We start from the raw sequence: 22325 nt of genomic DNA, 5'->3' as shown, positions 1-22325 counted from the left end.
CGCGTCTCCCTCTCAGCAAAACTCGCTACTGAACGTTGGCGGATGGGCGTTGCCGCTGCCCAACAACTCCCGGTAACGGTCGTAGCGGTAGGTCGGACCGTCCGTACAGACGTAACTGGACCCCAGGTAGCAGTGCCCGCACAGGCCGGTGCCGCAGGCCATGTTGCGTTCGATGGACAGCCAGATGCGGTTGGCCAGCACCCCGTGTTTCAGGCATTCACCCGCCACCGCCTGCATGAAAGGCTCCGGGCCGCAGCAGAACACAGCATCCGGGCGTTCAAGGACGAGCTGCGTCCGCAGCTGCTGCAAGGGGTTACCATGACACTGCCCGAGAGGCTCGTCATCGCAGGTCTCATGCAAGGTGACGCGGCCCTTCCAGCGCTCACGTTCACGGCCGAGGACCTGGCTCTGGCGATGGCGCGCCCCGTAGATCACCGTCATGCGAATCGGATAGAGGGCCAGCCCCGCCTCATCCACGACTCCGGCGAGTGGCGCCAGCCCGCAACCGCCGGCTACCAGCAGCAAGCGTTCATTACCGAGCAGCAACGGCCAGCCTTTTCCGAAGGGGCCGCGATAGCCGAGAAGCGCGCCTTCGGGCTGTTCGAACAAGGCAGCGGTCAGGCCCCCCTGCCGGCGAATCAGGGCATCGAATCGCCCCTCCAGGTCCGGGACACTCACATAACTGAAGGGTGCTTCACCGTAGCCTGGCACGCTGAGCATGAAGAACTGGCCGGGAATCACCTCGAAATCCCGCGGTTGCGGGCGTGCGATGCGGAAGCTGAAGTGCCGCGCATTTTCGCCGTCCGGGTACTGGCAGAGCAGGTGCACCCTGCGGGGGGTGACGCCGTTCATGGTTGCTCCAGCCGATGCATGACGCCCATCAGCCCCATGCCGTCAGGGCATTGACGGTCACAGCGACCGCAGCCGACGCAGCCATATCCGCCCATGCGGGCGCGGAATGCCTCCCCGAGTTTGTGGAACCAGAATCGCTGGACCCGTTGCCAAGCGCTTGCGCTGGGATTGCGCCCTCCCGCCTCGCGTTGGAAACCCTCGTCCAGGCATGAGGCCCACGCCCGGACGTGCGCGATGCCTGAGCCATCTGCCGGTATATCGACTGCCGTGAAACAGGAGCAGGTCGGGCAGACGCTGGTGCAGCCGGTGCAGTTCAAACAGCGCTGCCCCAATTCGTCCCACGTGGATTGTTCGACCCAACCGGCATTGATGGCGGCGATGCCCTCAATGATGGCGTCCGTATTCATCTGCTCGCACATCACCTGTTCGCCGGCCAAGGCCCGTTCGTGCGTCCAGTCGCTCTCCATGATCTCCAACTCGAGGCCGCACAACGCACGCTCCCCCGCCAGTGAAGTGACCAGTAAGCAGCTAGTTGCCATGCCTTGCAGGGGCACCAGCACCAGGTCGGCGGTACCGGCTTGTGCCTGCGGCCCGCAACCGAACAGGCTGCAGGAGCCGTGGCGGCAGCTGTGCACGCAATCGACACCCACCAGCAGCGTAGCCTCGCGTCGCGCCTGGTAGTACGGGTCAGCGACAAAGAAACGGTCCTGGTAGGCAATCGCCTGGAGATCGCAGGCTGGCAGGCCGAACAGTACCTGAGGCCTGACAGCGGGTAGTTCCGAGTAGAAGGCACCACCGTCGAAACGGAACAGCAGCTCCCGCTCTGGGAAGAAGAAGGATTTGGCGGAGCAGCCGGGCGGGTCGGCAGGCGGTGAGAAGGGATGCGGGTCCTGATCGCAGGCCTGTTGCCAGGTATGAGTACCTTGGCCGTTCGCCCGCAATTCGAACACCTGGCACTGCCTGGCCAGATGGTCGCGCAGCAGCTCGGGACGCTCCAGGCTATAGGCGCGCATGGTAATCGGCCGGGTATACGCAGGCATGACACTCCGCCCGCAATGCGTTGCACCTCGAATGACAAGCGGTGTTGGCCTCGCTGCGCATTACCGCCCCTCCATTCATTTCTTTAGCTCAGGCTAGGCAGCGGGCTTGCCGCGCTGCTTGATCAACATCAAGAAAACCGGAAGAAGCTTGGGAGGGACGCCAGGCGGCTGTACAGGCACGGCGGCGAGCGTGATAGCGCCTATAGTCCAGACAATCCCAGACGGGTAGCGAGCGTCATGCCGCTCGCTCCCTTAGGCCAGGAGATGCCCATGCTGTTGGACACCAAGGTCGCCCGCGAGCGAATCAGCTTTGAAACCGCGGCACAACATGCCACGACTCGAATTCCAGTGTTCCCGCCCGACCGACTGGTCGGCGACGCCCGCGTAACCCTGATGAGCCACCACTATGATTGCGCCAGCCACATCATGGTCTGCGAGGATCAGCGCTTCCTTGGACTGGTGCGGATCGAGGACCTGCTCGGCGCACCCGCAGACGCTGCCTTGGATGGCTTGATGGACCGTGATGCGCCTACTGTGACGCCCCACGAGGACCAGGAAATCGCCGCCTGGCGCGCCGTTCGCCATGGCGAGTCGGCGCTCACCGTGGTCGATGCGAATGGCCGACTGGTCGGCGTGATCCCGCCCCATCGCCTGCTGGCGGTCCTACTGTGGGAGCATGAGGAAGACCTCACGCGTCTCGGCGGCTTCATCAAGGGCACCGAGAGTGCTCGGACCTCCAGTGAGGAGCCAGTCGAGCGGCGCTTCCAGCATCGGATCCCGTGGTTGCTGGTCGGGCTTATCGGCGCCCTGCTGGCGGCGAATTTCGTCGAGCGCTTTCAGAACCAGCTGGAAAGCACGCTCATGCTCGCCTTCTTCCTGCCCGGGATCGTCTACCTGGCAGACGCCGTCGGCACCCAGACTGAGACCGTGGTCGTTCGTGGCCTATCGGTGGGTGCCAGCATGGGTCAGATGCTACGACGCGAAATACTGGTCGGCCTGGCCATTGGGCTCACCCTGGCACTGGTGGCGGGTCCCCTGGTGTGGTGGATCTGGGGAGCGACCGACGTCGCACTCTGCGTTGGTCTCGCCGTATTCGCGGCATGCGGAACCGCCACCCTGGCGGCCATGGCGCTGCCCTGGCTGCTCAGTACCCTCTCGCTGGACCCTGCATTCGGCAGCGGCCCCTTGGCGACCGTCGTCCAGGACCTGCTCTCGATCCTGATCTACTTCGCCATCGCCAGCGTGCTGATCTGAATCGCACTCAGCTCAGCGTCGGCGCGCGACTGCGACCTTGCGCAGCCCTTCGAGCAGGACCATGCCCAGTGCGAACGGCAGCATGAACAGCCAGGCCCTGGCAGACAAAGGCTCGGTACCGAACAGCCAGTTGCCGAGCTGCGTGTAGTCGATCAACAGGATCAGCACTACCTCGAACGCAAGTCCGGCCCAGATCAGCCCATTCGGCCAGCCACTGCCGAATGCCCGCCCCCGCTCGCTGCGGCAGAGGAACAAGTTCACCATCTGCATGACCACGATGGCGCTGAGGCATGCGGTGGTCGCAGCTTGGTACAACGGGGCATCGGCAGGCAACAGCACGCCGTATTGCCAACCGCCGGCATCAAGCACATAGAAAAAGGCTGCCAATGCTGCCGCAGCTTCCATGGGCCCGAGCACCAGATAGGCACGTGCCAGCAGGCGCCTGTCCAACAGCCGTTCATGCCGCGCAGGCGGCGGGCGCTGCATGATCTCGGCATCGGGACGCTCCGCACCTAGCCCGAGGGCCGGCAGCATATCGGTACCAAGGTCGACCGCCAGAATCTGCACAACGGTGAGTGGCAGCGGAATGCGGAACAGCACAAAGGCCAGGTAGGGCACGATCTCCGGGACGTTGGAGGTAAGGATGTAGGTCATGAATCGACGGATGTTCTGGAAGACTGCACGCCCCTCCTCCACGGCGGCAACGATGCTGGCGAAGTTGTCATCCAGCAGCACCATGTCGGAAGCTTCCCGTGCGGCATCGCTGCCGGACAGGCCCATGGCAATACCAATATCGCCTTGGCGCAGAGCGGGTGCGTCATTCACCCCATCGCCGGTGACTGCCACCGTTTCACCTTTGGCCTGAAGCTCCTTGACGATGAGCAGCTTCTGCTCCGGATTGACCCGGGCAAAGATCAGTTCCCGCGCCTCCAGGGCCAGGCTCAGCTGGCTGTGTGACATGGCGGCCAGCATTGTCCCGGTGATGACCGTGGGCTGGCCCTCGGCCAAGCCGATTTCACGGGCTACGGCCACTCCGGTACGGGGATGGTCTCCTGTAACCATGAGGACCCGGATTCCCGCCGCCCGGCAGCGCCTGACCGCCGAGGGCACCTCTGGACGAGGCGGGTCCTCCAGCCCCACGAGCCCGATCAGCACCATTTCACGCTCCAACTGGTCACGCTCATAACCCTCCGCCACCGGCCTGAAGGCAAAGGCCAGCACCCGCAATCCCCGGTCCGCCAGGCGATGCTCGGCATTACGCCACTGATTGCGCTGTGTCTCGTCCAGGGGCGACTCTCCAAGAGCGGTCTGGACCCGCGTAGCGATGGGCAGCAACGCTTCAAGGGCGCCCTTGCTGTAAAGCACCAGGCCCTGCTCGGAGCGGTGCAGGGTCGAAAGCATGCGCCGCTCGGCGCTGAACGGCAGTTCGTCCACACGCGGTATCGCCTGCGCAGTGCCTGCGTTCTCGGCCATCCGCAGCAGCGCCTCTTCCAACGGGTCACCGACCAGCGTTTGCCGGCCATCGACCTCGCCTGGCTGGAGCGTCTGACAGAGGGCAGCCACGGCCACCAGGGTGGCCGGCAAAGCGACCTGCCCGGCAGTCAGGTCGATATCAGTACCCGCATACACAGCCAGCCGCGCCTCCATTCGGTTCTGCGTCAGCGTGCCGGTCTTGTCCGTGCAGATGACCGTTGCCGAACCCAGCGTCTCGACACTTGGCAGGTTTCGGATCAGCGCTTGCCTGGCGGCCATGCGCTGGGCGCCGATGGCCAGGGCCAGCGTCACGGTCGGTAGCAGACCCTCCGGTACATTGGCCACGATGATCCCGATGCCGAACAGGAAGCTGTTCCAGAACCCCAGCCCGACCCATTGGCCAAGACCGAAGAACAGGACACCCAGCAACACGGCCAGCATCGCAATGAGCCGACTCAAGCGGTTGATCTGGAGCTGCAACGGGCTTTCCACCTCGCCACCGGTCTGCATGAGCTGGGCGATGTGACCGAACTCCGTGCGCATCCCCGTGGCATAGACCAGCGCCCGCGCCTCTCCGCTGGCCAGAGAGGTACCCGCCAGGAGAATGTTTCGGCAGTGGATCAGGTCGGCGGTGTCGGTGGGGACGGCATCGCGGGCCACCGGATAGGACTCGCCAGTCAGGGTCGCGGTATTGACACGCACGTCGAATGCCTCGATCACCCGGCAATCGGCCGGCACATCGTCACCGGCCGACAACAGCAGAACATCGCCTGGCACCAACTCCGCACGCTTGAGCTTGCGCAAGCGGCCGTCACGCATGACCCGGACGGTGTCGGGCATCAAGCGTTCAAGGGCGAGGATCGAGCGCTCCGCCCGGTGTTCTTGCCAGTAGGAAAAGGACGCGTTGATCAGGATGACGCAGATGATGGCCACACCCAGCGTCGCCATCCCCTTGCCCGGATCGCTCCATTCGGCGAAGAAGGCCAGCAGCGCGGCCAACCACAAGACGATCGCGAGGAAGTGGGTAAAGCCTGCCAGAAGTCGTCGCCACCACGGCACCCGCTGCACATGCTGGATACGGTTAGGCTGGAAAAACTCCAGACGCCGCGCAGCCTCCGCTTCCGCAAGGCCATCCTCGCCGCTTTTGAGGCTGACCAGAGCCTCCGCTGGACTGAGCGCCTGAATCTTCATCCACGCGTCCTTGCCACCGGCGGCGGCTCAGGTGTCTCGCATGAACAGGGCCTAGGCGCCCAGTTGGATCGGCTCGCGCAGATGGCTCTCGAACCAGTCACCCGCCAGTCGCGCAGCCTCCTGCAGGGTGCCTGGCTCCTCGAACAGGTGCGTAGCACCAGGGATCACTTCCAAGCGCTGTTCGCAGCCCAATGCACGGCTGACCTTGCGATTCAGGCCGAGAACAGGCAGGTCGCGGGCACCGACGATCTGCAGGGTCGGAGCCTGAACCTTCTCCAGTGCCTCACCCGCCAGGTCGGTCCGGCCGCCTCGGCTGACGATGGCGTGGACAGACCGTGGTCGCTCCACCGCTGCCAGTATCGCCGCCGCCGCGCCAGTGCTCGCACCGAACAGCCCGACGGGCAGATGGCGCAGTTCGGGTTTGGCCGCAATCCAGTCAAGCACGCCTACCAGCCGACGCGTCAACATCGGAATGTCGAACCGCAACTCGCAGGTAACCTGGTCGATACGCTGCTCTCGCTCGGTGAGCAGATCGAACAACAAAGTGGCGAGGCCACGATCGCTCAGGTACCGGGCGACATGCTGATTGCGTGGACTCAAACGGCTGCTACCGCTGCCATGCACGAACACCACCAGGTCCTTGGCGCCCGGAGGCAACAGCAGGTCCCCCACCAGCTGCACATCCGTTAGTTCGATACATTGATGTTGAGGTTGAAGCATCAGTCACCTCCGGGAACTCAGCCAGGTCCGTGCTGTTCACGGCGCCAGGCACGTTGTAGCAGGTCGATCACCTCCTGGTCCGTGGTCTGTGAAAAGTCCACATACCAGCGGCCGATCGCCATGAACCATTCAGGCATGAAGGGGCAGACCACTTCATCCACCTCCTCACGCAACTCTGCCACGGTGTCATCCGGCGCCACCGGTACCGCAACGACGATCCGCGCGGCGCCCAGACGGCGCACCGCGCGCACGGCTGCGCGCATGGTCGCGCCGGTGGCCAAACCATCGTCCACCAGAATCACCTGCTGACCCTGCAGGTCAGGTTGGGGGCGATTGCCACGATAGACCCGCTCGCGACGTTGCAACTCGAGCATCTCCCGCTGCGCCACTTCATCCAGCGTAGCCTCATCGATGCCATGCATCTTCACCACGTCGCGGTTGAGTACGCGCACGCCACCACTGGCGATGGCGCCCATGGCCAGTTCCTCGTGGTATGGAACTCCCAGCTTGCGCACCAGCATCAAGTCCAGGCGCAGTTCCAGGGCTGTGGCAATCTCGAAGGCCACGGGGACACCGCCGCGCGGCAAGGCCAGCACGATGGCGTCAGCTCGGCGCCGGTACGCGTACAGCATGGGCGCCAGGGCCTGGCCAGCGGCCACCCGGTCACGTATCGGGATCTGGATCGAATCGGAGCGCGTCATCAGGCAGCCCTCGAATCCCCTCATCTATTCATTAGGTGTAGCAAGACGGCACATGTTTGTAGGGTCTAATACGTTCGCGAAGCTGAAAATCCACCCGTCCAGCTTGCGCCCTGTGCACCTGGCGGTGCATGGGCAAGGAACGAGGTTGCCCGCACAACATCATTGGGTCACGCACTGCCCCTACCCTGCTTCAACCTTCAGTCGGCGGCCTGACAGCAAGGATGCTGCTGGGCACTTGGTACAGCGCCTGCTCGGTGGTACTACCCAGCACTTTTTCCAAGCCCTTGCGGTTCAACGTCCCCATCACGACCACGTCCATATGCTCGCGGCCGGCGAAGTCGGAGATGACCCGGATCGGCGAACCCAATACCACGTGCCGACGCTTCTCCGGGACGCCATGTTTTTCGGCGAACTGGTTGAAATTGGCGCGCAACAAGCCAGTCAGCTCGTCCTGCAACTCCTTGGACCAACCCACCGGGCCGGCGGCATAGGTCAGGTAGGCGGGCGAATTCTCGTAGGCATGCAGCAAGTGCAACTCGGCATTGCTTTGCAGCGCCAGATCGTTGGCGGCCGCGAGGATGCGCTCATTGACACCCCCAATCTGGCTTTCCGGCTGGGACAAGTCCACGGCTGCAACCACTTTGCGCGGCAACGGCTGCTCGGCAAAGGTCACCAGGTTCACGGGTACCGGGCACTCACGCAGCAGCTGCCAGTCCAGCGGGGTCATGAACGCCCGCTTGAGCGCAGGCTCGTGATGGGTGTCCTTGATCACCAGGTCCGCTGGCAACTCCTTCACATGGCGAATGAGTTCCCCCACCGCGTCCTCAGTCCAGAGTACTTCAGTGGTCACCTGGAGACCCTTGGCGCGCAAGGGCTCCGCGACTTCCTTCAGATGCGCCTCCTGCCCTTTCATGAAGTCGACATGCATGTGCTCCTGCACCGCCTTGTCCATCAACCACACGGTCGAGTAGGGGCCGCCACAGGTGACGATGTGAATGGCTGCACCGCTGGCTTCAGCCAGGGCGGCAGCCCGGCTCAGAGCGGAGGATGGACGTGCGACGGACTCGAGGATCAGCAACAGTCGGCGATATTGGCTCATGGAAACCTCCAAAGGATTTGGTGGTTATTTCCCGACGCCTGTTTATTCCCTGGCTCCGCGTGCAAGAGACCGGGTCTGAATGCTGTAACTGCCCTGTATTGACTCAGGCTGCGCCTGGCCGTGCCTGGTTGAGTTGATATGCATCAAGTTCAACGCAACCGTTGGGGCGAAGTGGAGTGAGGCTGGGATGAATTTTCATTCGTAAAGGGCCGCACCACGGCCCAGTCAGCCATAACGGATGCAGTGTCGGACCTGTGCAGCCCGACCCGTCCCATGATCCCGCGACCCTACTCGGCCGCGGCACTGTCCACTCGATGCAACCGCTGTGCTTCATAGCGCGGGTAGAGATGGCTGACTGTGCGAATCAGCTCGTACCGGCTCAAGCTGACAGCGGCGAAGCGCTCGGGGATTGGCGCGCGGATCACTTCGTTCATCTCCTCGCCCTGCTCCGCCGCATCGCGGAGCAGGCCGTCGAGCCAGCCGAGGTAGTCACGCATCTGGGCGAAGGGCGCGCGGTCCGTGCTGACTGGGCCATGGCCGGGCACCACCTGCTTCCAGGGCAATCGTTCCAGCTGGTCAAGATCGGCTAGCCAGGCGCCCAGGCCGGGGCTGTTGGGTGTGGTGAGGGCGCGCTGATAGAACACGAGATCGCCGGCGAAGAGCACGCCGGTCGTCTCGTCGAGGATGGCCAGGTCGGCGCCGGTATGGCCACGCAGGCCCAGCATGCGAAAGCGGTGGCCACCCAGCTCACGGATTCCGGGTTGCACCCGCTCAGTCGGCAGGAGTACCTCCGTGCCGCGCATCCAGTCGCCCACCAGGCGGTACATGTTTTCCGCCATGGCGTCGCCCTGCTCAGCCAGCAAGTCGCGGGTCCCAGCCAGCGCGGCGATGGGGACATCAACGAACGCCTGGTTGCCGAGCACGTGGTCCGGGTGATGGTGAGTCAGCAGGACCCACACCACCGGTTTGTCGGTGACCCGCGCAATGGCCTTGCGCATGGATTCGCCGTAAGCCCTGGATGGTCCGCTGTCGACCACCACCACGCCCGCGTCGGTGACGATGAAACCGGTGTTGACGATATTGCCGCCGTTGGTTTTGTCGAAGTTGTCGGTGCTGCCGTCCAGCAGCCAGGTATCGGAGGCGATTTCACGCGGTTGCAGCCGATATTCCTGGCTGGCCTGGGCGGCCAGTGCCAGGCAGGCGATGAGCATGGCGAACAGGCGCATGGAGTCTCCTTCAGAACGCGGCTTCGAATTCGTTGCCGTTGTTGTCCCGTAGCCACAGGCGAGCTTCGATCTCGCCCTGCACTTCCAGGCTGATGGTGGGGTTCTCGCTCACCGCCGGGAACAGTTCAAGGGTCGCCAGGGGATCGCCTTGCGCATCCCGCAACTCGGCCTGGTTGATGAAGAATTCGGGGATGCCGCCGGTCAGGCCGTTGTCCATCGGGTGGTCAACCCGCAGGCGCAGGCGACTGGCGTCGCCATGGTCAAAGCGCGCGCCGTGGACCTGCCCAAGCTGGTCTTCCCAGCCAGCCTTGGCCCGCACCACGCTGGGCGCGGTGCAGCCACCGCCAGCAGCGTCGATGCGGGTCGAGCCGATGTGCCAGAGACCGTCACGGGTCAACACCGCTGCACGAATCGGCGTCGCCTGTTCGATGCGAATGCGGATAGCCAGCATCGGCGCCACCCGTTCTCCCGGCACGAAGGTGAATATCTGCGGGATGGGGTTCAGCTCGGCCCAGGCCATGATCTTCACCACCTGCCCGCTGTACGCACGGGCGTCCACCTGGATCGGCACCTGTCGGGCGTCTTCGGCGAAGGGCGGCGCTTCCAGCACCACCTTGTCGTCGTAGACGAAAGGTTGCCCCTCCAGCAGTCGCTTGTGGAAGAAGCTCCACATCACCGACTCCACCGGGTCCTGTGCTGCCCACAAGGACGCGGTGCCTCCCAGCAGGGCCAACGCCAGCAACGAACGCCTGCGCATGCCGCACCTCCGTGTCATTCAACGTCCTGATAAAGTCCCGGTAGTTCGTAGCGCAGCCCGTAGGCGGCGTAGAGCTTCTGCATGCGGCCGTCGCGCACCAGGGTGTCGACTTCCGCCTCCAGGGCATTGGCGAGCTGACGGTTGCTTTCGTGCACCGCCATGCCGATATCCCAGTCGGGCTGGCCGAGATTGGGGTAAGTGTTGTCCGCGTTTTTGATCTGCGGGTCACGAGCCTGGTGCTGCATGTAGTCCAGCTCGCCACGCAACGCCATCACGGCATCCACTTCGCCCTTGCGCATGCCTTCGAATGCCGCTTGCGGCCCCGGATAGTGATGGGTGTTGCGGCTCAGGCGCCCACCGAAGACCGAGGTCAGGTAGAAGGACGGTACGCTCTCCAGTTCCACGCCGATGGGATGGAACTGGAATACCCCGATGCTCGGCACCTCCGGTAGGCGACGGCTGTCATAGGCCACCTGCCAACGCTCGCGCTGATAAGGGGCGAACATCACCACCAGTTCGTTGGCCAGCTCGCCCACATCGTTGCGCTTGAAGGCATAGTCACGGTCGTAGGGCACCCGCAGCATTACGTCCGCCAGCACATTTGGCCGCAGGTAGTGCCCCTTCCAGATGAAGTTGCGCAGGTCGTCGTCGAGCTTCTCGCCCGGCGTTACCCAAAGCACTTCAAGCTTGAGGTCCAGCCCTTCGGCCAAGGCCTTGGCCAGGTCCAGATCCACCCCGCGCGCCTGGCCCGCCTCCTGGAAGCTGTACGGCGCAAAGTTCTCGTACACCGCCACCTTGAGCACCCCCGATTCGAGGATGTCGTCATAGGGGCGCACCTGTGCCTGCGCAACAGGCAGGCACAGCAGACAGACCAGCAAGGCGAGCAGGCGCATGGCAGTTACTCGGTTACAGCGACGCTTTCCAGGTAGCTACGAATGGCCCAGAGCGCTTCCTGGCTGAGGTAATCGGCCATTTTCGGCATATACACCGCGCCATCGCGCACCGCGCCGTTGATCACCCGCTCCTTGAACCATTCGTCACCGCTGACATCGGCCTCCAGGTAGCGCAGGTCGGGGGCGATACCGCCCGATTTGGCTTCCAGGCCATGACAACGGGCGCAGTTCTGGTTGTAAGCCGAAGCGCCAATCTCCACCGCCAAACCGTTCTTCTCATAAGGCTGGCGATAGGGGTTCTCGTCGCGCCACTCCTTGCCCAGGGGCTCCAGGCCCTCGGTGTTGACCGCTTGCGGTACCACGTCGCCGTGGGCCAAGGCCAATCCGCTCAGGGTAAGGCCGGCAGCGATTACCAGGCCGCGCAGTGCGCTGTTCTTGTTCATGGCGTGTTTCCTCATCGAGCTGCTGTGCAAGGCGGCGCCCCGGTTGGAGCGCAGTGAGGAAATGGTAAGAACCCATGGGCCAACGGCAGAATGCTGCTTTGGTGGCCAGCCCCTACTCCCTTGGTAGTAGAGCGGCGGTAGGTCAGTGAAGGCGCTTTCGCAGCACGTCCACGCCATGCCCGCCGGGGAACAGGAGGACGCAACGCTGATCGCAACGAACCATGGACAGGGACGGAAGGGGTGGATTTGCCGCCATTATCGGGTTTCGACAAGACTCGGTACCAACCTGCCAGGCAGGCCCACGCCAACTTGCAGGAAGCCAACATGGAGGGCTAGGGCTGCAAGGCCGATCGAACGGACTGGGGGTGACCCTAAGCGATAGGCCGCGAATTCATTGGCTCTTTCTGCGTTGAGCGTTACAAGTGGCGGGCCTTGTAGGAGCGGAGGGACTTGTCGGGCGATTTTCCCTGCCGGCAAGCCACGCAGCAGGATCACGAAGATCTCGAGCTTGCTGAGTGATCTTGTACTGCCGCCGAGCAACTCGGCCACCACCCGCTGTCCTTGCCATATGCCCCAGCGTAGCCATGGCGCGGCTTACTTGACCACGAAGCTGCCCTGCATGCCCTTGGCCTCCAGGCCCTTGGCATAGAAGCGATAGCGACCGGGCTTGATCGGCACAAAGAAGATTTCTGCCTCGCTGGCATCTTCGAACTCCAGCTCGGTGAGGGTCACCGCCTTGATCTCGACACCGCCCGCCTCGACCTTGCGCAGGTAGATCGACGTGGCGAACTCGGGAGCCTGGAAGGCGTATTCCTTCCTGCCGCTGGCGATGACCTTGAGCTGGTAGGCCTTGCCGGTTTCCAGTTGGTACTCCTGCTGCGACAGGCTGTAGTCGCTCTCCTCCGAGCCCAGCACCAGGTCGGGCAGGCTGATGGTGCGCCGGGTCAGATCCCCAGCGGCCAGTACTCTGTCGAAGCCCAGCAGGCTCAGGATCAGCAGCAGGGGCAAAAATAGATGCTTGACGGTACGCATGAGAGCAACCTCTTTCTGGTTTTTGTGCTGCCATGCTAGGGCCGATCGAGCCTCGGTTTTCTACGACCTTGGTACCGCCAGACCGGTACTTTCTGCATATTTTCCGCCCCCTGCACTCTTCTTATGCTGGCGACACCAGTAGAGGAGTCGCCGCAATGCGTCAGTATCTGTTCCATGGCCTGGTCTACCTGCTCGCCATCGCCGGCGGCGCCGCCCTGGCCACAGAGGCCCATGCCGAAGCAGGCCAGCTGACTGTGCGCATCGGCTACCTGGGCTACCAACCTGCGCGTGGCCCGCTGCTCTCCAACGTCATCCCCGAGCCAGAGGATGCCGGCCTGCGCGGCGCACAACTGGCAATCACCGACAGCAACAGCACCGGACGATTCCTCAAGCACGGCTACCAGCTGAGCCCAGTCCAGGCCAGCAGTCCCGAGCAGCTCCTGGCGGAAGCCAAGCAGTTGCATCAGACCGGCCTGCGCCTGTTCGTGGTCAACGCTCCAACCGATTCGGTGCTGCAACTGGCAGATGCACTGCCGGACAGTCTTCTGATCAACGCCGGCAGCCCAGCCGACGAACTGCGCGGCGCCCAGTGCCGGGGGAATCTGCTGCACAGCTTGCCGAGTCGCGCCATGCTCACCGATGCCCTGGCGCAGTTCCTCGCAGTGCGCAAATGGCAGCGCTGGTTCCTGGTAGTCGGCCAACAGCCTGACGATCAGGCCTATGCCGCCTCTTTGCGCCGTGCAGCGGGCCGCTTCGGTGCGCAGCTGGTGGCGGAAAAACCCTGGAGCTTCGACAACGACCAGCGCCGCAGTGCCCAGGCGGAGATGCCGCTGTTCACCCAGACCGCCGAATACGACGTGGTGCTGGTGGCGGACGAGCGCGGCGATTTCGGCGAATACCTGCCCTACAACACCTGGTACCCGCGCCCCGTGGCCGGTACCCAGGGCCTCACGGCAACCGGGTGGCACAAGACGGTGGAAACCTACGGCGCCGCGCAGTTGCAGAAGCGTTTCGAGGCGCTTGCCGGACGCTGGATGAACGACCGTGACTTCGCCGCCTGGATCGCCGTGCGCAGCATTGCCAGCGCCATCACACGCCTGAAGACCGACGACGCCGTGGCGATCCGCAAACTGGCGCTTTCCGCTGACCTGCCGCTGGACGGATTCAAAGGCCGCAAGCTGAGCTATCGCGACTGGGATGGCCAGCTACGCCAGCCCATTCTCCTGGTACATCCACGCGCCCTGGTCAGCACCTCCCCCCAGGATGGCTTCCTGCACCCGGTCAGCGAACTGGACAGCCTTGGCTACGACCGTCCCGAAACCCAATGCCGCCAGTTCGCCGTCGGTGACTCCACACCACAAGAAGGATGACCCCATGCCTATGCCAATCGCTGCCTTCCTGAGCGGCACGCTCCTGCTCCTGGGTGGGCAGGCCCTGGCCGCCACGGCCTATGTATCCAACGAAAAGGACGACAGCATCAGCGTGATCGACCTCGACAGCCTGGAGGTCACCGCCAGCCTCGAGGTCGGCATGCGCCCCCGTGGCCTAGCCCTCTCCCGCGACAACACGCTGCTGTACATCTGCGCCAGCGATTCGGACACCGTGCAAGTGATGGACCTGGCCAGTCGCAAGGTCATCAAGGAGCTGCCCTCCGGAGCCGACCCCGAGCAATTCTCCCTGCATCCCAATGATCGCTGGCTGTATATCTCCAATGAGGATGACGCGCTAGTGACGGTCGTCGACACTCAGAGCGACCAGGTACTGGCGCAGATCGACGTGGGCGTCGAACCAGAAGGCATGGCCGTGAGCCCGGATGGAAAATGGGCGGTGAATACCAGCGAAACCACCAATATGCTGCACTGGATCGACACCAGCACTCACCAGCTAGTGGACAACACCCTGGTGGACCAGCGCCCCCGCCATGTGGAGTTCAGCCCGGATGGCAGCCTGCTCTGGGCGTCGGCGGAGATCGGCGGCACGGTCAGCGTGGTGGATGTGGCCAGCCGGCAGATCAAGAAAGTCCTCAAGTTCCAGATCAAGGGCGTGCACCCGGACAAGGTCCAGCCGGTCGGGGTGAAGCTCACCTCCGACGGCCAGTACGCCTTCGTCGCCCTCGGGCCGGCCAATCACGTGGCTGTAGTAGACGCCAAGACCTATGAGGTGCTCGACTACCTGCTGGTGGGGCGGCGCGTCTGGCACATGGCCTTTACTCCGGGCGAGAAACGTCTGCTGGCGACCAATGGCATCAGCGGCGATGTGTCGGTGATCGACGTCGCCAGCCTCAAGGTGGAGAAATCCATCAAGGTCGGCCGTTATCCCTGGGGCGTGGTGGTGACGCCATGAATGCCCTGGAAGTGTCAGCAGTCGGCTTCCGCTATGGCCAGCGTGAAGCCCTGAAAGGTGTTGGCTTCAGCCTGGCGGCTGGCGAGTTTGCCGCCCTGCTCGGGCCCAATGGCGCCGGCAAGTCGACCCTGATCGCTCTGCTCACCCGGTTCTACGACCTGCAACTGGGCGAAATTGCCGTCTGCGGCCACTCGCTGAAGCACCAGCCACGCGTCGCTCTTGCCCGGCTTGGGGTAGTGTTCCAGCAAAGTACCCTGGATCTGGACTTGAGCGTGGAGCAGAACCTTCGCTACCACGCCGCCCTGCACGGCTTGTCGGGCAAGGTTGCGGCACTGCGCATCGAGCGTGAACTGGAGCGCCAACAGCTTGGCCAGCGCCGGCGCGAAAAGGTGCGCCTACTCAATGGCGGCCACCGCCGGCGCGTGGAAATCGCCCGAGCCCTGCTCCACGAACCCAGCCTGCTGTTGCTCGATGAGGCCAGCAGTGGGCTCGACCCGGCCAGCCGCAATGGCCTCAACCGGCACGTGCGGCAGCTGTGTCGCGATCAGAACATGGCCGTGCTCTGGACCACCCACCTGCTGGACGAGGTGCAGGCGGACGACCACCTGCTGCTGTTGCACCAGGGCCGGATCATCACCGACGACCGTGCCGGCGCCGTCGGAGGCCAGGAAGCAGGCGGATTGGCGCAAGCCTTCGACCGCCTCACCACGGCGAAGGCCTGCGCATGAACTCACCAGTGCAAGGTGCGCGCAGCGCAGCACCCTGCGACGAATGCCCTCACCCAGGGCGCGCCACACGCACCGCAATCACGGAGTTCGCACCATGCTGATCCCCTACTGGCATTGCCTGCGCGGCATCCTGCTACGCGAGTGGCTGCGTTTCGTCCTGCAGCGCAGCCGCTTCCTCAGCGCCCTGGTACGCCCGTTGCTCTGGTTGCTGGTGTTCGCTGCCGGTTTTCGTGCGGCGCTGGGCATCGCCATCATCGAGCCCTACAACACCTACATCACTTACGAGACCTACATCGTCCCAGGCCTGGCCTGCATGATCCTGCTGTTCAACGGCATGCAGGGTTCGCTGTCGATGGTCTACGACCGGGAGATGGGCAGCATGCGCCTGCTGCTCACCAGCCCCTTGCCGCGCGCCTTCCTGCTAGCGGCCAAGCTGCTGGCGACGGCGCTGGTGTCGCTACTGCAGGTGTATGCCTTCCTCGGCATCGCCTGGCTGTACGGCGTGCAGCCACCTGCCATGGGGTTGCTGGCCGCGCTGCCGGTGCTGCTGCTGGTGGCGCTGTTGCTCAGTGCACTGGGCCTGCTGCTGTCCAATGGCATCCGCCAGCTGGAGAACTTTGCCGGAGTGATGAATTTCGTGATCTTTCCGCTGTTCTTCCTGTCTTCGGCGCTGTATCCGCTTTGGAAAATGCGCGAGGCGAGCGAATGGCTGTACTGGCTGTGTGCCCTGAACCCGTTCAGCCATGCCGTCGAGTTGGTGCGCTATGCCCTGTACGGACGATTCAATGGCCTGGCGTTTGCCGTATGTGTCGGGCTGACGCTGTTGTTCAGCCTGGCGGCATTGTGGAGTTTCAACCCGCAGCATGCTGCGCTGAGGCGGGCGGGCTGAGTTGCACGCAAAATTACTACTTTGGTACTGGTTCTCCCCGCTTAACGTAGCATTCCCAAACCAGCACTACTGGCATGTAATGACGGCACAAGAAGAATAGAGACATCACCATGAAGCGCTTTTTCGCCTGCCTGTGCTCCCTTGCGCTGGGCCTGCTGCCGGCCCTGCCCGCCCTTGCCGAGAACACCTCCGAATCGGCCTTGTTTTCCGACGACGGCTACCGGATTACCCGCTACCGCAGCCCCACGCCGGAGCGTGCCGAGCCCGCTCGCACCATCGATACCCCTGCCCTGCAGGCGCTCCTGCAACAATCCCCCGACGCCTTGTTGATCGATGTCTACCGCCGCCAATGGCTCAATGGCCAGTTCATCGCTGACGAACCCCATGCCAACCTGCCCGGCAGCCTGTGGCTAGCCAACACCGGCGACGGCCAACTCGCCCCGCAATGGCAGGATTACTTCGCCAGCCACCTGCAACGCGCCAGCCAGGGTCACAAGGAGCGGCCGCTGGTCTTTTACTGCCGCTCCGACTGCTGGTTGAGCTGGAATGCCGTGAAGCGCGCTAGCGCACTGGGCTATACCCAACTCTATTGGTACCGTGACGGCATCGATGCCTGGGAACAGGCGGGCCTGCCCCTGCAGCCCGCCCATCCCGAACCGCTACCCTGACCCTGCGTGGCCACGCCAACCGCACCATAATCAAAACAATGAGGTGAAAGGCCGTGTACAAGATTCTGATTGCCGATGATCACCCGCTCTTCCGTGAAGCCATCCATAACGTTATCAGCGACGGCTTTCCCGACAGCGAAGTGATGGAGACCGCCGACCTGGACAGCGCCCTGGCCCTGACCCAGGAACACGACGACCTGGACCTGATCCTCCTCGACCTCAACATGCCCGGCATGCATGGCCTCAATGGCCTGATCAACCTGCGCAACGAAGCACCGACTGTGCCGGTGGTGATCGTCTCCGCCGAGCAGGACAAACAGGTGGTGTTGCAAGCCATCACTTACGGTGCGGTGGGTTTCATCACCAAGTCGTCGCCACGGGCGCAGATGACCGATGCCATCGAGCAGATCCTCAACGGTAACGTCTACCTGCCCTCTGACATTATCCGCACCCAGAAAACCTCGCCACGCCGCCACCATGAAGAGTCCAGCATTCCCCCGGAGCTGCTGCAGGCCCTGACCCGCAAGCAACTACTGGTGCTGGAGCGCATGACCAAGGGCGAGTCGAACAAACAGATCGCCTACAACCTGGACATCGCCGAAACGACGGTGAAGGCCCACGTGTCGGCGATCCTGCGCAAGCTCAACGTGCATAACCGCGTACAGGCCATCCTCTCGGCCAACGACATCGACTTCACCGCCTACCTGCGCCGCTGACCCAGCCGAGCCCAACGATCCCGCCCCCTCGCCGTGCGAACGGCAGTTGGGCTTCGCTGCGCCCTGCCCAACCGACGCACTTTGCCGTTTGCCGCACTGCTGCTGGTGCCCTTCCTCACGGACTGCGCAGGGACCTGCCCAGGGTGATCTACCCGCTGCTCTCCCGTGCCCTCACCTCCGGAATCGGCTAAGCCATCAGGTACAGCGCCCTCTCCAGCCTCGGCGCCCTGCAAGCGGCCAGCGTGCAACTCAGCGTGCCTGTGCTGGCCTCACTCGGCGGTAGCCTGTTGCTGGGTGAAACCATCAGCCTACGCCTGTCGCTGGTGTCGATCGCGGTACTGGGCGGTATCGCCCTGGTCCTGCGTGCTAGGCCGGGTACCGTATAGGTTGGTGTCGAACGGTGCGAAACACTGACCCTGACCTTTCTCGCGAATCAATCCGCTCCCACGGGATAAATGCTCCAAGGGGAGTTCGTCGCTACCGTCCCAGCAAATGACTCATCGCCGTTTTCAGCTTCATCGGACGCACCGGTTTGTGCATCAGGGTATGGCCCAGCTCGCGCATCTGTTGCTTGAGTTCGTTGCTGTAGTTGGCCGTGATCATCAGCGCTGGCAAGGGCGCGCTACGGCGGGCGTTGATGGTGGCGACGGCATCGACGCCATTGCAGCCGTTGTCCAGGTGGTAATCGGCGATGAGCAAGTCGGCCTCAGCGTGGAAGCTGTCGACTTGCCGCGCCAAATCTTCCTCCGACAGTGCGGTCGTGACACGGCAACCCCAGCCTTCCAGCAGGGTGCGCATGCCGGCGCAGATCGCCGCGTCATTATCCAGCACCCAGACCCGCGCCCCTTGAAGGCGTTCGAGCACCGCCTGGGGCTCGTCGAGCGCCATCTTCTGCCGGGGTGCGCAACGGGCCAGCGGGACTTCCACCGCAAACCGCGAGCCTATGCCCAATCGCGAGGTAACCTGGATGCGATGCCCCAGCATCCGCGCGATCTTCTCGACAATGGCAAGCCCAAGCCCGAGGCCACGGTCCGGCTTCTCGCGCGGTGCGTCACCGCGTTTGAACTCCTGGAAGATCTCACCGAGCTTGTCGTGGGCGATGCCGACACCGGTATCCCAGACTTCGATGGCCAGGCTGTGCCGCCGGCGGCGGCAACCCAGCAGAATGCGCCCGTTCGGCGTGTAGCGGATGGCGTTGCTCAGCAGGTTGCGAAGGATGCGCGCCAACAGCTGAAGATCGCTGCGCACAACTGCCGAACTGCCGACAAAATGGAGTATCAGCCCTTCGCTGATCGCAACCTGGCTGTACTCGGCAGCAAGAGTCTCCAGCAGCTCGCTGACCACGAAAGGCGCGATATCCGGTTTGATCACGCCCGCATCCAGCTTGGAAATGTCTACCAGCGTCCCCAGCAGGCTCTCCACATCCTCCAACGAATTGCTGACATTCCGGACCAGAGCCAGGTTGCACGTCTGGCTGCGCTGTTCAAGCAACGCGCTGGTGAACAACCGGGCGGCATTCAGGGGTTGCAACAGGTCGTGGCTGACGGCGGCGAGGAACTTGGTTTTCGACAGGTTGGCACGCTCGGCCTCGGACTTGGCCTCGCGCAGGCGCAGCTCCACCTGGCTGCGCTCATCGATCTCGCGCCGCAGCTGGGTGTTGAGTGCGGTCAACTCGGTGGTGCGCTCGCGCACGCGCTGCTCAAGGTTCTGATAAGCCTGGTGCAGAGCCTCGGCGGTGCGGCGGCGTTCAGTGATGTCACGGATCAGCACAAAGATGCCGACGACCTCGCCATTGGCCAGGCGGTTCGGCACGTAGGAACGCAACATGAAGCGTTCCTGGCCGTTCAGGTTGGTCTCGGCCACCTCGAACGACAGGCTTTCCCCCGCCAGCGCCCGTTCGACATAAGGCTCGAGGCGCCGCCAATGTTCTTCGCTGTGCACATCGCGCAGGCGCTGACCGAGCATCGCCCCGCGTGGCCAGCGGTACCACTCTTCGTAGACCTTGTTGGTGAACTCGTAGACCAGTTCGGCGCTGAGGTAGGCGATCAACGCAGGTACATGGTCGGTAATCAGACGAATCCAGCGCTCGCTCTCACTCAGCGCCTCGGCATGGCGGTAGCGCTCGGTGATGTCGGTGAAGGTGTTGACGAAACCACCGGTGGGCAGCGGATGGGTGCGGACCTCCAGGACCCGACCGTTGTACAGGCGGTGCTCCATTTCCCGGATCGACCTGCCGTTGGCGTCACGGGTGTCGGGCGTGAGCAGCGGCAGTTCGCTGTCGGCCATGACGCCTGAGAAGGCTCGATGGGCCTCCACCGGGGCCAGGCCGCAGAGTTCGAGGAATCGATGGTTCCAAAGCTCCAAAGTGCCATCGGCATTGATCATGGCGACACCCTGGGACAGGTTGTCCACGGCGCGCTGCAGCAGCCGGGACTTCTGTGCCAGCGCCTGTTCACGGCGGGCGGTCTCGCTCTGTTTGACCTCGGTGATGTCGGTGTAGACGATGACCAGGCCGCCCTCGCGGGTGGGCCGTTCACTGACCTGCACCCAGCGACCGTCGTGCAGGCGGTAGAGGATGTTGTCGTCCAGGGTGCTGCGGTGTTCTTCGACGATCAGGCCGGTGCTTTCGGCCAGCCGCCTGATTTCCGAGAGTCGCGTTCCGGCACAGATGCGTGCGCGGGTCTTGGCCCAGAACGATTTGAAGCGGCTGTTGAACAGAACGATGCGATGTTCGCGATCGAAGAGCACGAAAGCATCGGAGATGCTCTCGATGCCGTCGATCAGGTGCTGGTGTGCGGTTTCCGCACGCAGTCGGGCATCGCTGAGCAGCTGGTTGCTGGCCTTCAACTCGGCCATGGCCTGGTTCAGTGCATCGGTGCGCTCGCGCACCTGTTCGGCCAGCACCACGGAGTGCTGGAACGCGGCGTAACTGTCGTCACGGCGTGACGCGCTGGACTCGACCCGTTCGATCAGCGCGGCATTGATGCGCTTGAGCTTGCGGTTCTCGTCTTCGAGGGCGGCCAGGCGCACCTGCAGATCAGTGTCCGCCGTTGCGGCCACGTCGTCCGATGGCGACTCCGGTGAAGGTCTGGTTGATGTGCATGCCATTGAACTGCTCCCCGTAGGAGTTGAACCCGATCACTCGTTGCTGACGGAGGACGGCGGAAGTGCGTGCCACGGCCTCGGCGTCTTCCTCGATTTCCAGGCGCCGCAGGAAGCAGTCGCAGCCGATGGTCAGCAACGGCGGTCCGAGCTTCTCCTGCAAGCGCTGGAACAGCGATTCCAGGTTGGGCAACAAGGGGCCGGTACGCATTGCGGTGAGGACGATGCCGTTCTCCACCGCGCAATAGAAGCTGAGGCTGAGATCGGCGTTGACTCGCTGAATTGAACGCACGTAATGCTGTTCGCCTATTCGCACCGCCAGGGGGTGCGCGGCGAAGACACGGTAGTCGAGGCCCTCCAGTGACACCCCGATGAGGCGCGCATAAACCGCCGCCGCCGGCTCGGCATTCAGCTCGTATACCCGGCGGCTGGTGCTGTCGACGGCGGTCACTACCAGCTTCTCGCTGCCGGGCAGCATGTGGTGGGTGCTGAACACCTCGAAGTCCAGGCAGGTGTTGAACAGCACCACCACCGCCGCACCGGCATGGAACTGCCCTTCGTAGTAGACGTGGGTGTGCTTGAGGTGATTGTCGTCAGCCGCCGAGCCACCGAAATGGGGAATGCTGCCGAAGGCTGCGCCCAATGCCGCCAGCACCACTTCTTCGCGGCTGGAAAGGCCATCGAGCAGCGTCAGGGCGAAGCTGTGGCCCTTGATCGGGGCTAGCGAGTTGACCCGGCAGTCCTGCACCAGGCGCTCCACCAGCTGCTGGGCATCGATCAGGCCAAAGCGGTCCATCTCATCAACCAGCGCGCTGGCGATGGAGAAGCTGCGGTGGTCGAAACCCACGGCGCTGACGCAGTTGCGACCGTAGCCTTGAGGCGTTATTTCGCCGGCGCTGGTGCAACCCACCAGGCGCACACCGCCAAAGTATTGCTCCAACGCCTGGCCCAGGGCCTCGAGGTCGTACTCGGCGGAACAGAAGAACAGCACGAAGCCGAGGTAAGGGTGGATCAGCTGGCGTGCAAGGTCCTGCGCCACTGTTTCAGCCTCTAAGGCCTGGGACATGGCGGTGACGACACCTTCTGCCGGTTCCTGGAGCATGGTGAGTCTCACCCAATAAACCTGAGATCAATGGAGGAATTCTACGAAGTGGCCCACGTGGTCCCCATCCTTCTTGGGTAGCGACCGACTAGTCCG

21 protein-coding genes are annotated in these 22325 nt (G+C 63.5%); 8 read left to right on the top strand and 13 right to left on the bottom strand.

The features are described from left to right. Positions 1–12 precede the first annotated feature (12 nt). Together OXH74_RS20720 and OXH74_RS20715 are read right to left on the bottom strand one after the other, a co-directional pair. Complete coding sequence (locus OXH74_RS20720; RefSeq protein ID WP_375738631.1) at positions 13–852, bottom strand: FAD-binding oxidoreductase; 840 nt, start codon at positions 850–852, stop codon at positions 13–15. Next, positions 849–1892 carry a 4Fe-4S dicluster domain-containing protein gene (locus OXH74_RS20715; RefSeq protein WP_375738630.1) on the bottom strand — a complete coding sequence of 348 codons (1044 nt, stop codon included), beginning with the start codon at positions 1890–1892 and terminating at the stop codon, positions 849–851. Before OXH74_RS20715 ends, OXH74_RS20720 begins: the two co-directional genes overlap by 4 nt. Before the next feature lie 270 nt (positions 1893–2162). Between OXH74_RS20715 and OXH74_RS20710 the strand changes: the two genes are divergently transcribed. Continuing rightward, positions 2163–3146 (top strand): magnesium transporter, encoded by a 984-nt coding sequence (locus tag OXH74_RS20710; RefSeq protein ID WP_375738629.1) that lies wholly within the window; start codon positions 2163–2165, stop codon positions 3144–3146. 12 nt (positions 3147–3158) lie between these two features. On the opposite strand, the gene OXH74_RS20705 is transcribed toward OXH74_RS20710, so the two are convergent. The 9 genes from OXH74_RS20705 to OXH74_RS20665 all read right to left on the bottom strand — a co-directional run bounded on the left by OXH74_RS20705 (position 3159) and on the right by OXH74_RS20665 (position 12681). Further along, positions 3159–5810, bottom strand: a complete 2652-nt coding sequence (locus OXH74_RS20705) for a cation-translocating P-type ATPase (RefSeq protein ID WP_375738628.1) — start codon at positions 5808–5810, stop codon at positions 3159–3161. 51 nt (positions 5811–5861) lie between these two features. Then, a complete protein-coding gene (locus tag OXH74_RS20700; protein ID WP_215378828.1) occupies positions 5862–6530 on the bottom strand; it encodes a dienelactone hydrolase family protein in 669 nt (222 codons plus the stop codon). 17 nt (positions 6531–6547) lie between these two features. Then, positions 6548–7231: a phosphoribosyltransferase gene (locus OXH74_RS20695; RefSeq protein ID WP_375738627.1), complete on the bottom strand. Its 684-nt coding sequence runs from the start codon at positions 7229–7231 to the stop codon at positions 6548–6550. 190 nt (positions 7232–7421) lie between these two features. Beyond that, entirely contained in the window at positions 7422–8330 is a 909-nt protein-coding gene (locus tag OXH74_RS20690; RefSeq protein WP_375738626.1) for a universal stress protein, read from the bottom strand. Positions 8331–8617: 287 nt separating this feature from the next. Beyond that, positions 8618–9556 (bottom strand): quinoprotein relay system zinc metallohydrolase 1, encoded by a 939-nt coding sequence (locus tag OXH74_RS20685; protein ID WP_375738625.1) that lies wholly within the window; start codon positions 9554–9556, stop codon positions 8618–8620. A 10-nt stretch (positions 9557–9566) separates the two neighbouring features. Next, a complete protein-coding gene (locus OXH74_RS20680) occupies positions 9567–10313 on the bottom strand; it encodes a quinoprotein dehydrogenase-associated SoxYZ-like carrier (protein ID WP_375738624.1) in 747 nt (248 codons plus the stop codon). Positions 10314–10327: 14 nt separating this feature from the next. Then, on the bottom strand, positions 10328–11206 hold the full coding sequence (locus OXH74_RS20675) for a substrate-binding periplasmic protein (RefSeq protein WP_375738623.1): 879 nt from the start codon (positions 11204–11206) through the stop codon (positions 10328–10330). Between the two features lie 5 nt (positions 11207–11211). Further along, positions 11212–11649 carry a cytochrome c-550 PedF gene (pedF, locus tag OXH74_RS20670; protein ID WP_375738622.1) on the bottom strand — a complete coding sequence of 146 codons (438 nt, stop codon included), beginning with the start codon at positions 11647–11649 and terminating at the stop codon, positions 11212–11214. Positions 11650–12243: 594 nt separating this feature from the next. Continuing rightward, on the bottom strand, positions 12244–12681 hold the full coding sequence (locus tag OXH74_RS20665; protein WP_375738621.1) for a copper-binding protein: 438 nt from the start codon (positions 12679–12681) through the stop codon (positions 12244–12246). A gap of 155 nt (positions 12682–12836) precedes the next feature. Here OXH74_RS20665 and OXH74_RS20660 point away from each other — a divergent pair, with 155 nt between their 5' ends. From OXH74_RS20660 to OXH74_RS20630, 7 genes are all read left to right on the top strand, one after another. Then, positions 12837–14051, top strand: a complete 1215-nt coding sequence (locus OXH74_RS20660; RefSeq protein ID WP_375738620.1) for an ABC transporter substrate-binding protein — start codon at positions 12837–12839, stop codon at positions 14049–14051. A gap of 4 nt (positions 14052–14055) precedes the next feature. After that, positions 14056–15024, top strand: a complete 969-nt coding sequence (locus OXH74_RS20655; RefSeq protein ID WP_375738619.1) for a YVTN family beta-propeller repeat protein — start codon at positions 14056–14058, stop codon at positions 15022–15024. Further along, positions 15021–15752, top strand: coding sequence for an ABC transporter ATP-binding protein (locus tag OXH74_RS20650; RefSeq protein ID WP_375738618.1), 732 nt, complete (start codon positions 15021–15023; stop codon positions 15750–15752). Before OXH74_RS20655 ends, OXH74_RS20650 begins: the two co-directional genes overlap by 4 nt. A 97-nt stretch (positions 15753–15849) precedes the next feature. After that, positions 15850–16641, top strand: a complete 792-nt coding sequence (locus OXH74_RS20645; protein ID WP_375741657.1) for an ABC transporter permease — start codon at positions 15850–15852, stop codon at positions 16639–16641. A gap of 110 nt (positions 16642–16751) precedes the next feature. After that, complete coding sequence (locus OXH74_RS20640) at positions 16752–17309, top strand: PQQ-dependent catabolism-associated CXXCW motif protein (RefSeq protein WP_375738617.1); 558 nt, start codon at positions 16752–16754, stop codon at positions 17307–17309. Between the two features lie 53 nt (positions 17310–17362). Continuing rightward, positions 17363–18025, top strand: a complete 663-nt coding sequence (locus OXH74_RS20635) for a response regulator transcription factor (RefSeq protein WP_215378802.1) — start codon at positions 17363–17365, stop codon at positions 18023–18025. Between the two features lie 242 nt (positions 18026–18267). Continuing rightward, positions 18268–18411, top strand: a complete 144-nt coding sequence (locus tag OXH74_RS20630; RefSeq protein WP_375738616.1) for a hypothetical protein — start codon at positions 18268–18270, stop codon at positions 18409–18411. 91 nt (positions 18412–18502) lie between these two features. Here the strand turns inward: OXH74_RS20630 and nahK are convergent, their stop codons facing one another. Both nahK and nosP read right to left on the bottom strand, forming a co-directional pair. After that, positions 18503–21133, bottom strand: coding sequence for a hybrid sensor histidine kinase/response regulator NahK/ErcS' (gene nahK / locus OXH74_RS20625; protein ID WP_375738615.1), 2631 nt, complete (start codon positions 21131–21133; stop codon positions 18503–18505). Beyond that, positions 21063–22229 (bottom strand): nitric oxide-sensing protein NosP, encoded by a 1167-nt coding sequence (gene nosP, locus OXH74_RS20620; RefSeq protein ID WP_375738614.1) that lies wholly within the window; start codon positions 22227–22229, stop codon positions 21063–21065. Before nosP ends, nahK begins: the two co-directional genes overlap by 71 nt. Positions 22230–22325: the final 96 nt, after the last annotated feature.

Origin of the sequence: Metapseudomonas boanensis, assembly GCF_042232855.1 — a bacterium.
Taxonomy (GTDB): domain Bacteria; phylum Pseudomonadota; class Gammaproteobacteria; order Pseudomonadales; family Pseudomonadaceae; genus Metapseudomonas; species Metapseudomonas boanensis.
The sequence above is the reverse complement of the archived record's forward strand: the minus strand, read 5'-3'. Positions and strand labels throughout refer to the sequence as shown.

Coding starts and splice junctions, on each gene's coding strand:
- OXH74_RS20720 (WP_375738631.1), bottom strand. CDS start 852: ATGAACGGCGTCACCCCCCGCAGGGTGCACCTGCTCTGCCAGTACCCG.
- OXH74_RS20715 (WP_375738630.1), bottom strand. CDS start 1,892: ATGCCTGCGTATACCCGGCCGATTACCATGCGCGCCTATAGCCTGGAG.
- OXH74_RS20710 (WP_375738629.1), top strand. CDS start 2,163: ATGCTGTTGGACACCAAGGTCGCCCGCGAGCGAATCAGCTTTGAAACC.
- OXH74_RS20705 (WP_375738628.1), bottom strand. CDS start 5,810: ATGAAGATTCAGGCGCTCAGTCCAGCGGAGGCTCTGGTCAGCCTCAAA.
- OXH74_RS20700 (WP_215378828.1), bottom strand. CDS start 6,530: ATGCTTCAACCTCAACATCAATGTATCGAACTAACGGATGTGCAGCTG.
- OXH74_RS20695 (WP_375738627.1), bottom strand. CDS start 7,231: ATGACGCGCTCCGATTCGATCCAGATCCCGATACGTGACCGGGTGGCC.
- OXH74_RS20690 (WP_375738626.1), bottom strand. CDS start 8,330: ATGAGCCAATATCGCCGACTGTTGCTGATCCTCGAGTCCGTCGCACGT.
- OXH74_RS20685 (WP_375738625.1), bottom strand. CDS start 9,556: ATGCGCCTGTTCGCCATGCTCATCGCCTGCCTGGCACTGGCCGCCCAG.
- OXH74_RS20680 (WP_375738624.1), bottom strand. CDS start 10,313: ATGCGCAGGCGTTCGTTGCTGGCGTTGGCCCTGCTGGGAGGCACCGCG.
- OXH74_RS20675 (WP_375738623.1), bottom strand. CDS start 11,206: ATGCGCCTGCTCGCCTTGCTGGTCTGTCTGCTGTGCCTGCCTGTTGCG.
- pedF (WP_375738622.1), bottom strand. CDS start 11,649: ATGAACAAGAACAGCGCACTGCGCGGCCTGGTAATCGCTGCCGGCCTT.
- OXH74_RS20665 (WP_375738621.1), bottom strand. CDS start 12,681: ATGCGTACCGTCAAGCATCTATTTTTGCCCCTGCTGCTGATCCTGAGC.
- OXH74_RS20660 (WP_375738620.1), top strand. CDS start 12,837: ATGCGTCAGTATCTGTTCCATGGCCTGGTCTACCTGCTCGCCATCGCC.
- OXH74_RS20655 (WP_375738619.1), top strand. CDS start 14,056: ATGCCTATGCCAATCGCTGCCTTCCTGAGCGGCACGCTCCTGCTCCTG.
- OXH74_RS20650 (WP_375738618.1), top strand. CDS start 15,021: ATGAATGCCCTGGAAGTGTCAGCAGTCGGCTTCCGCTATGGCCAGCGT.
- OXH74_RS20640 (WP_375738617.1), top strand. CDS start 16,752: ATGAAGCGCTTTTTCGCCTGCCTGTGCTCCCTTGCGCTGGGCCTGCTG.
- nahK (WP_375738615.1), bottom strand. CDS start 21,133: ATGGCATGCACATCAACCAGACCTTCACCGGAGTCGCCATCGGACGAC.
- nosP (WP_375738614.1), bottom strand. CDS start 22,229: ATGCTCCAGGAACCGGCAGAAGGTGTCGTCACCGCCATGTCCCAGGCC.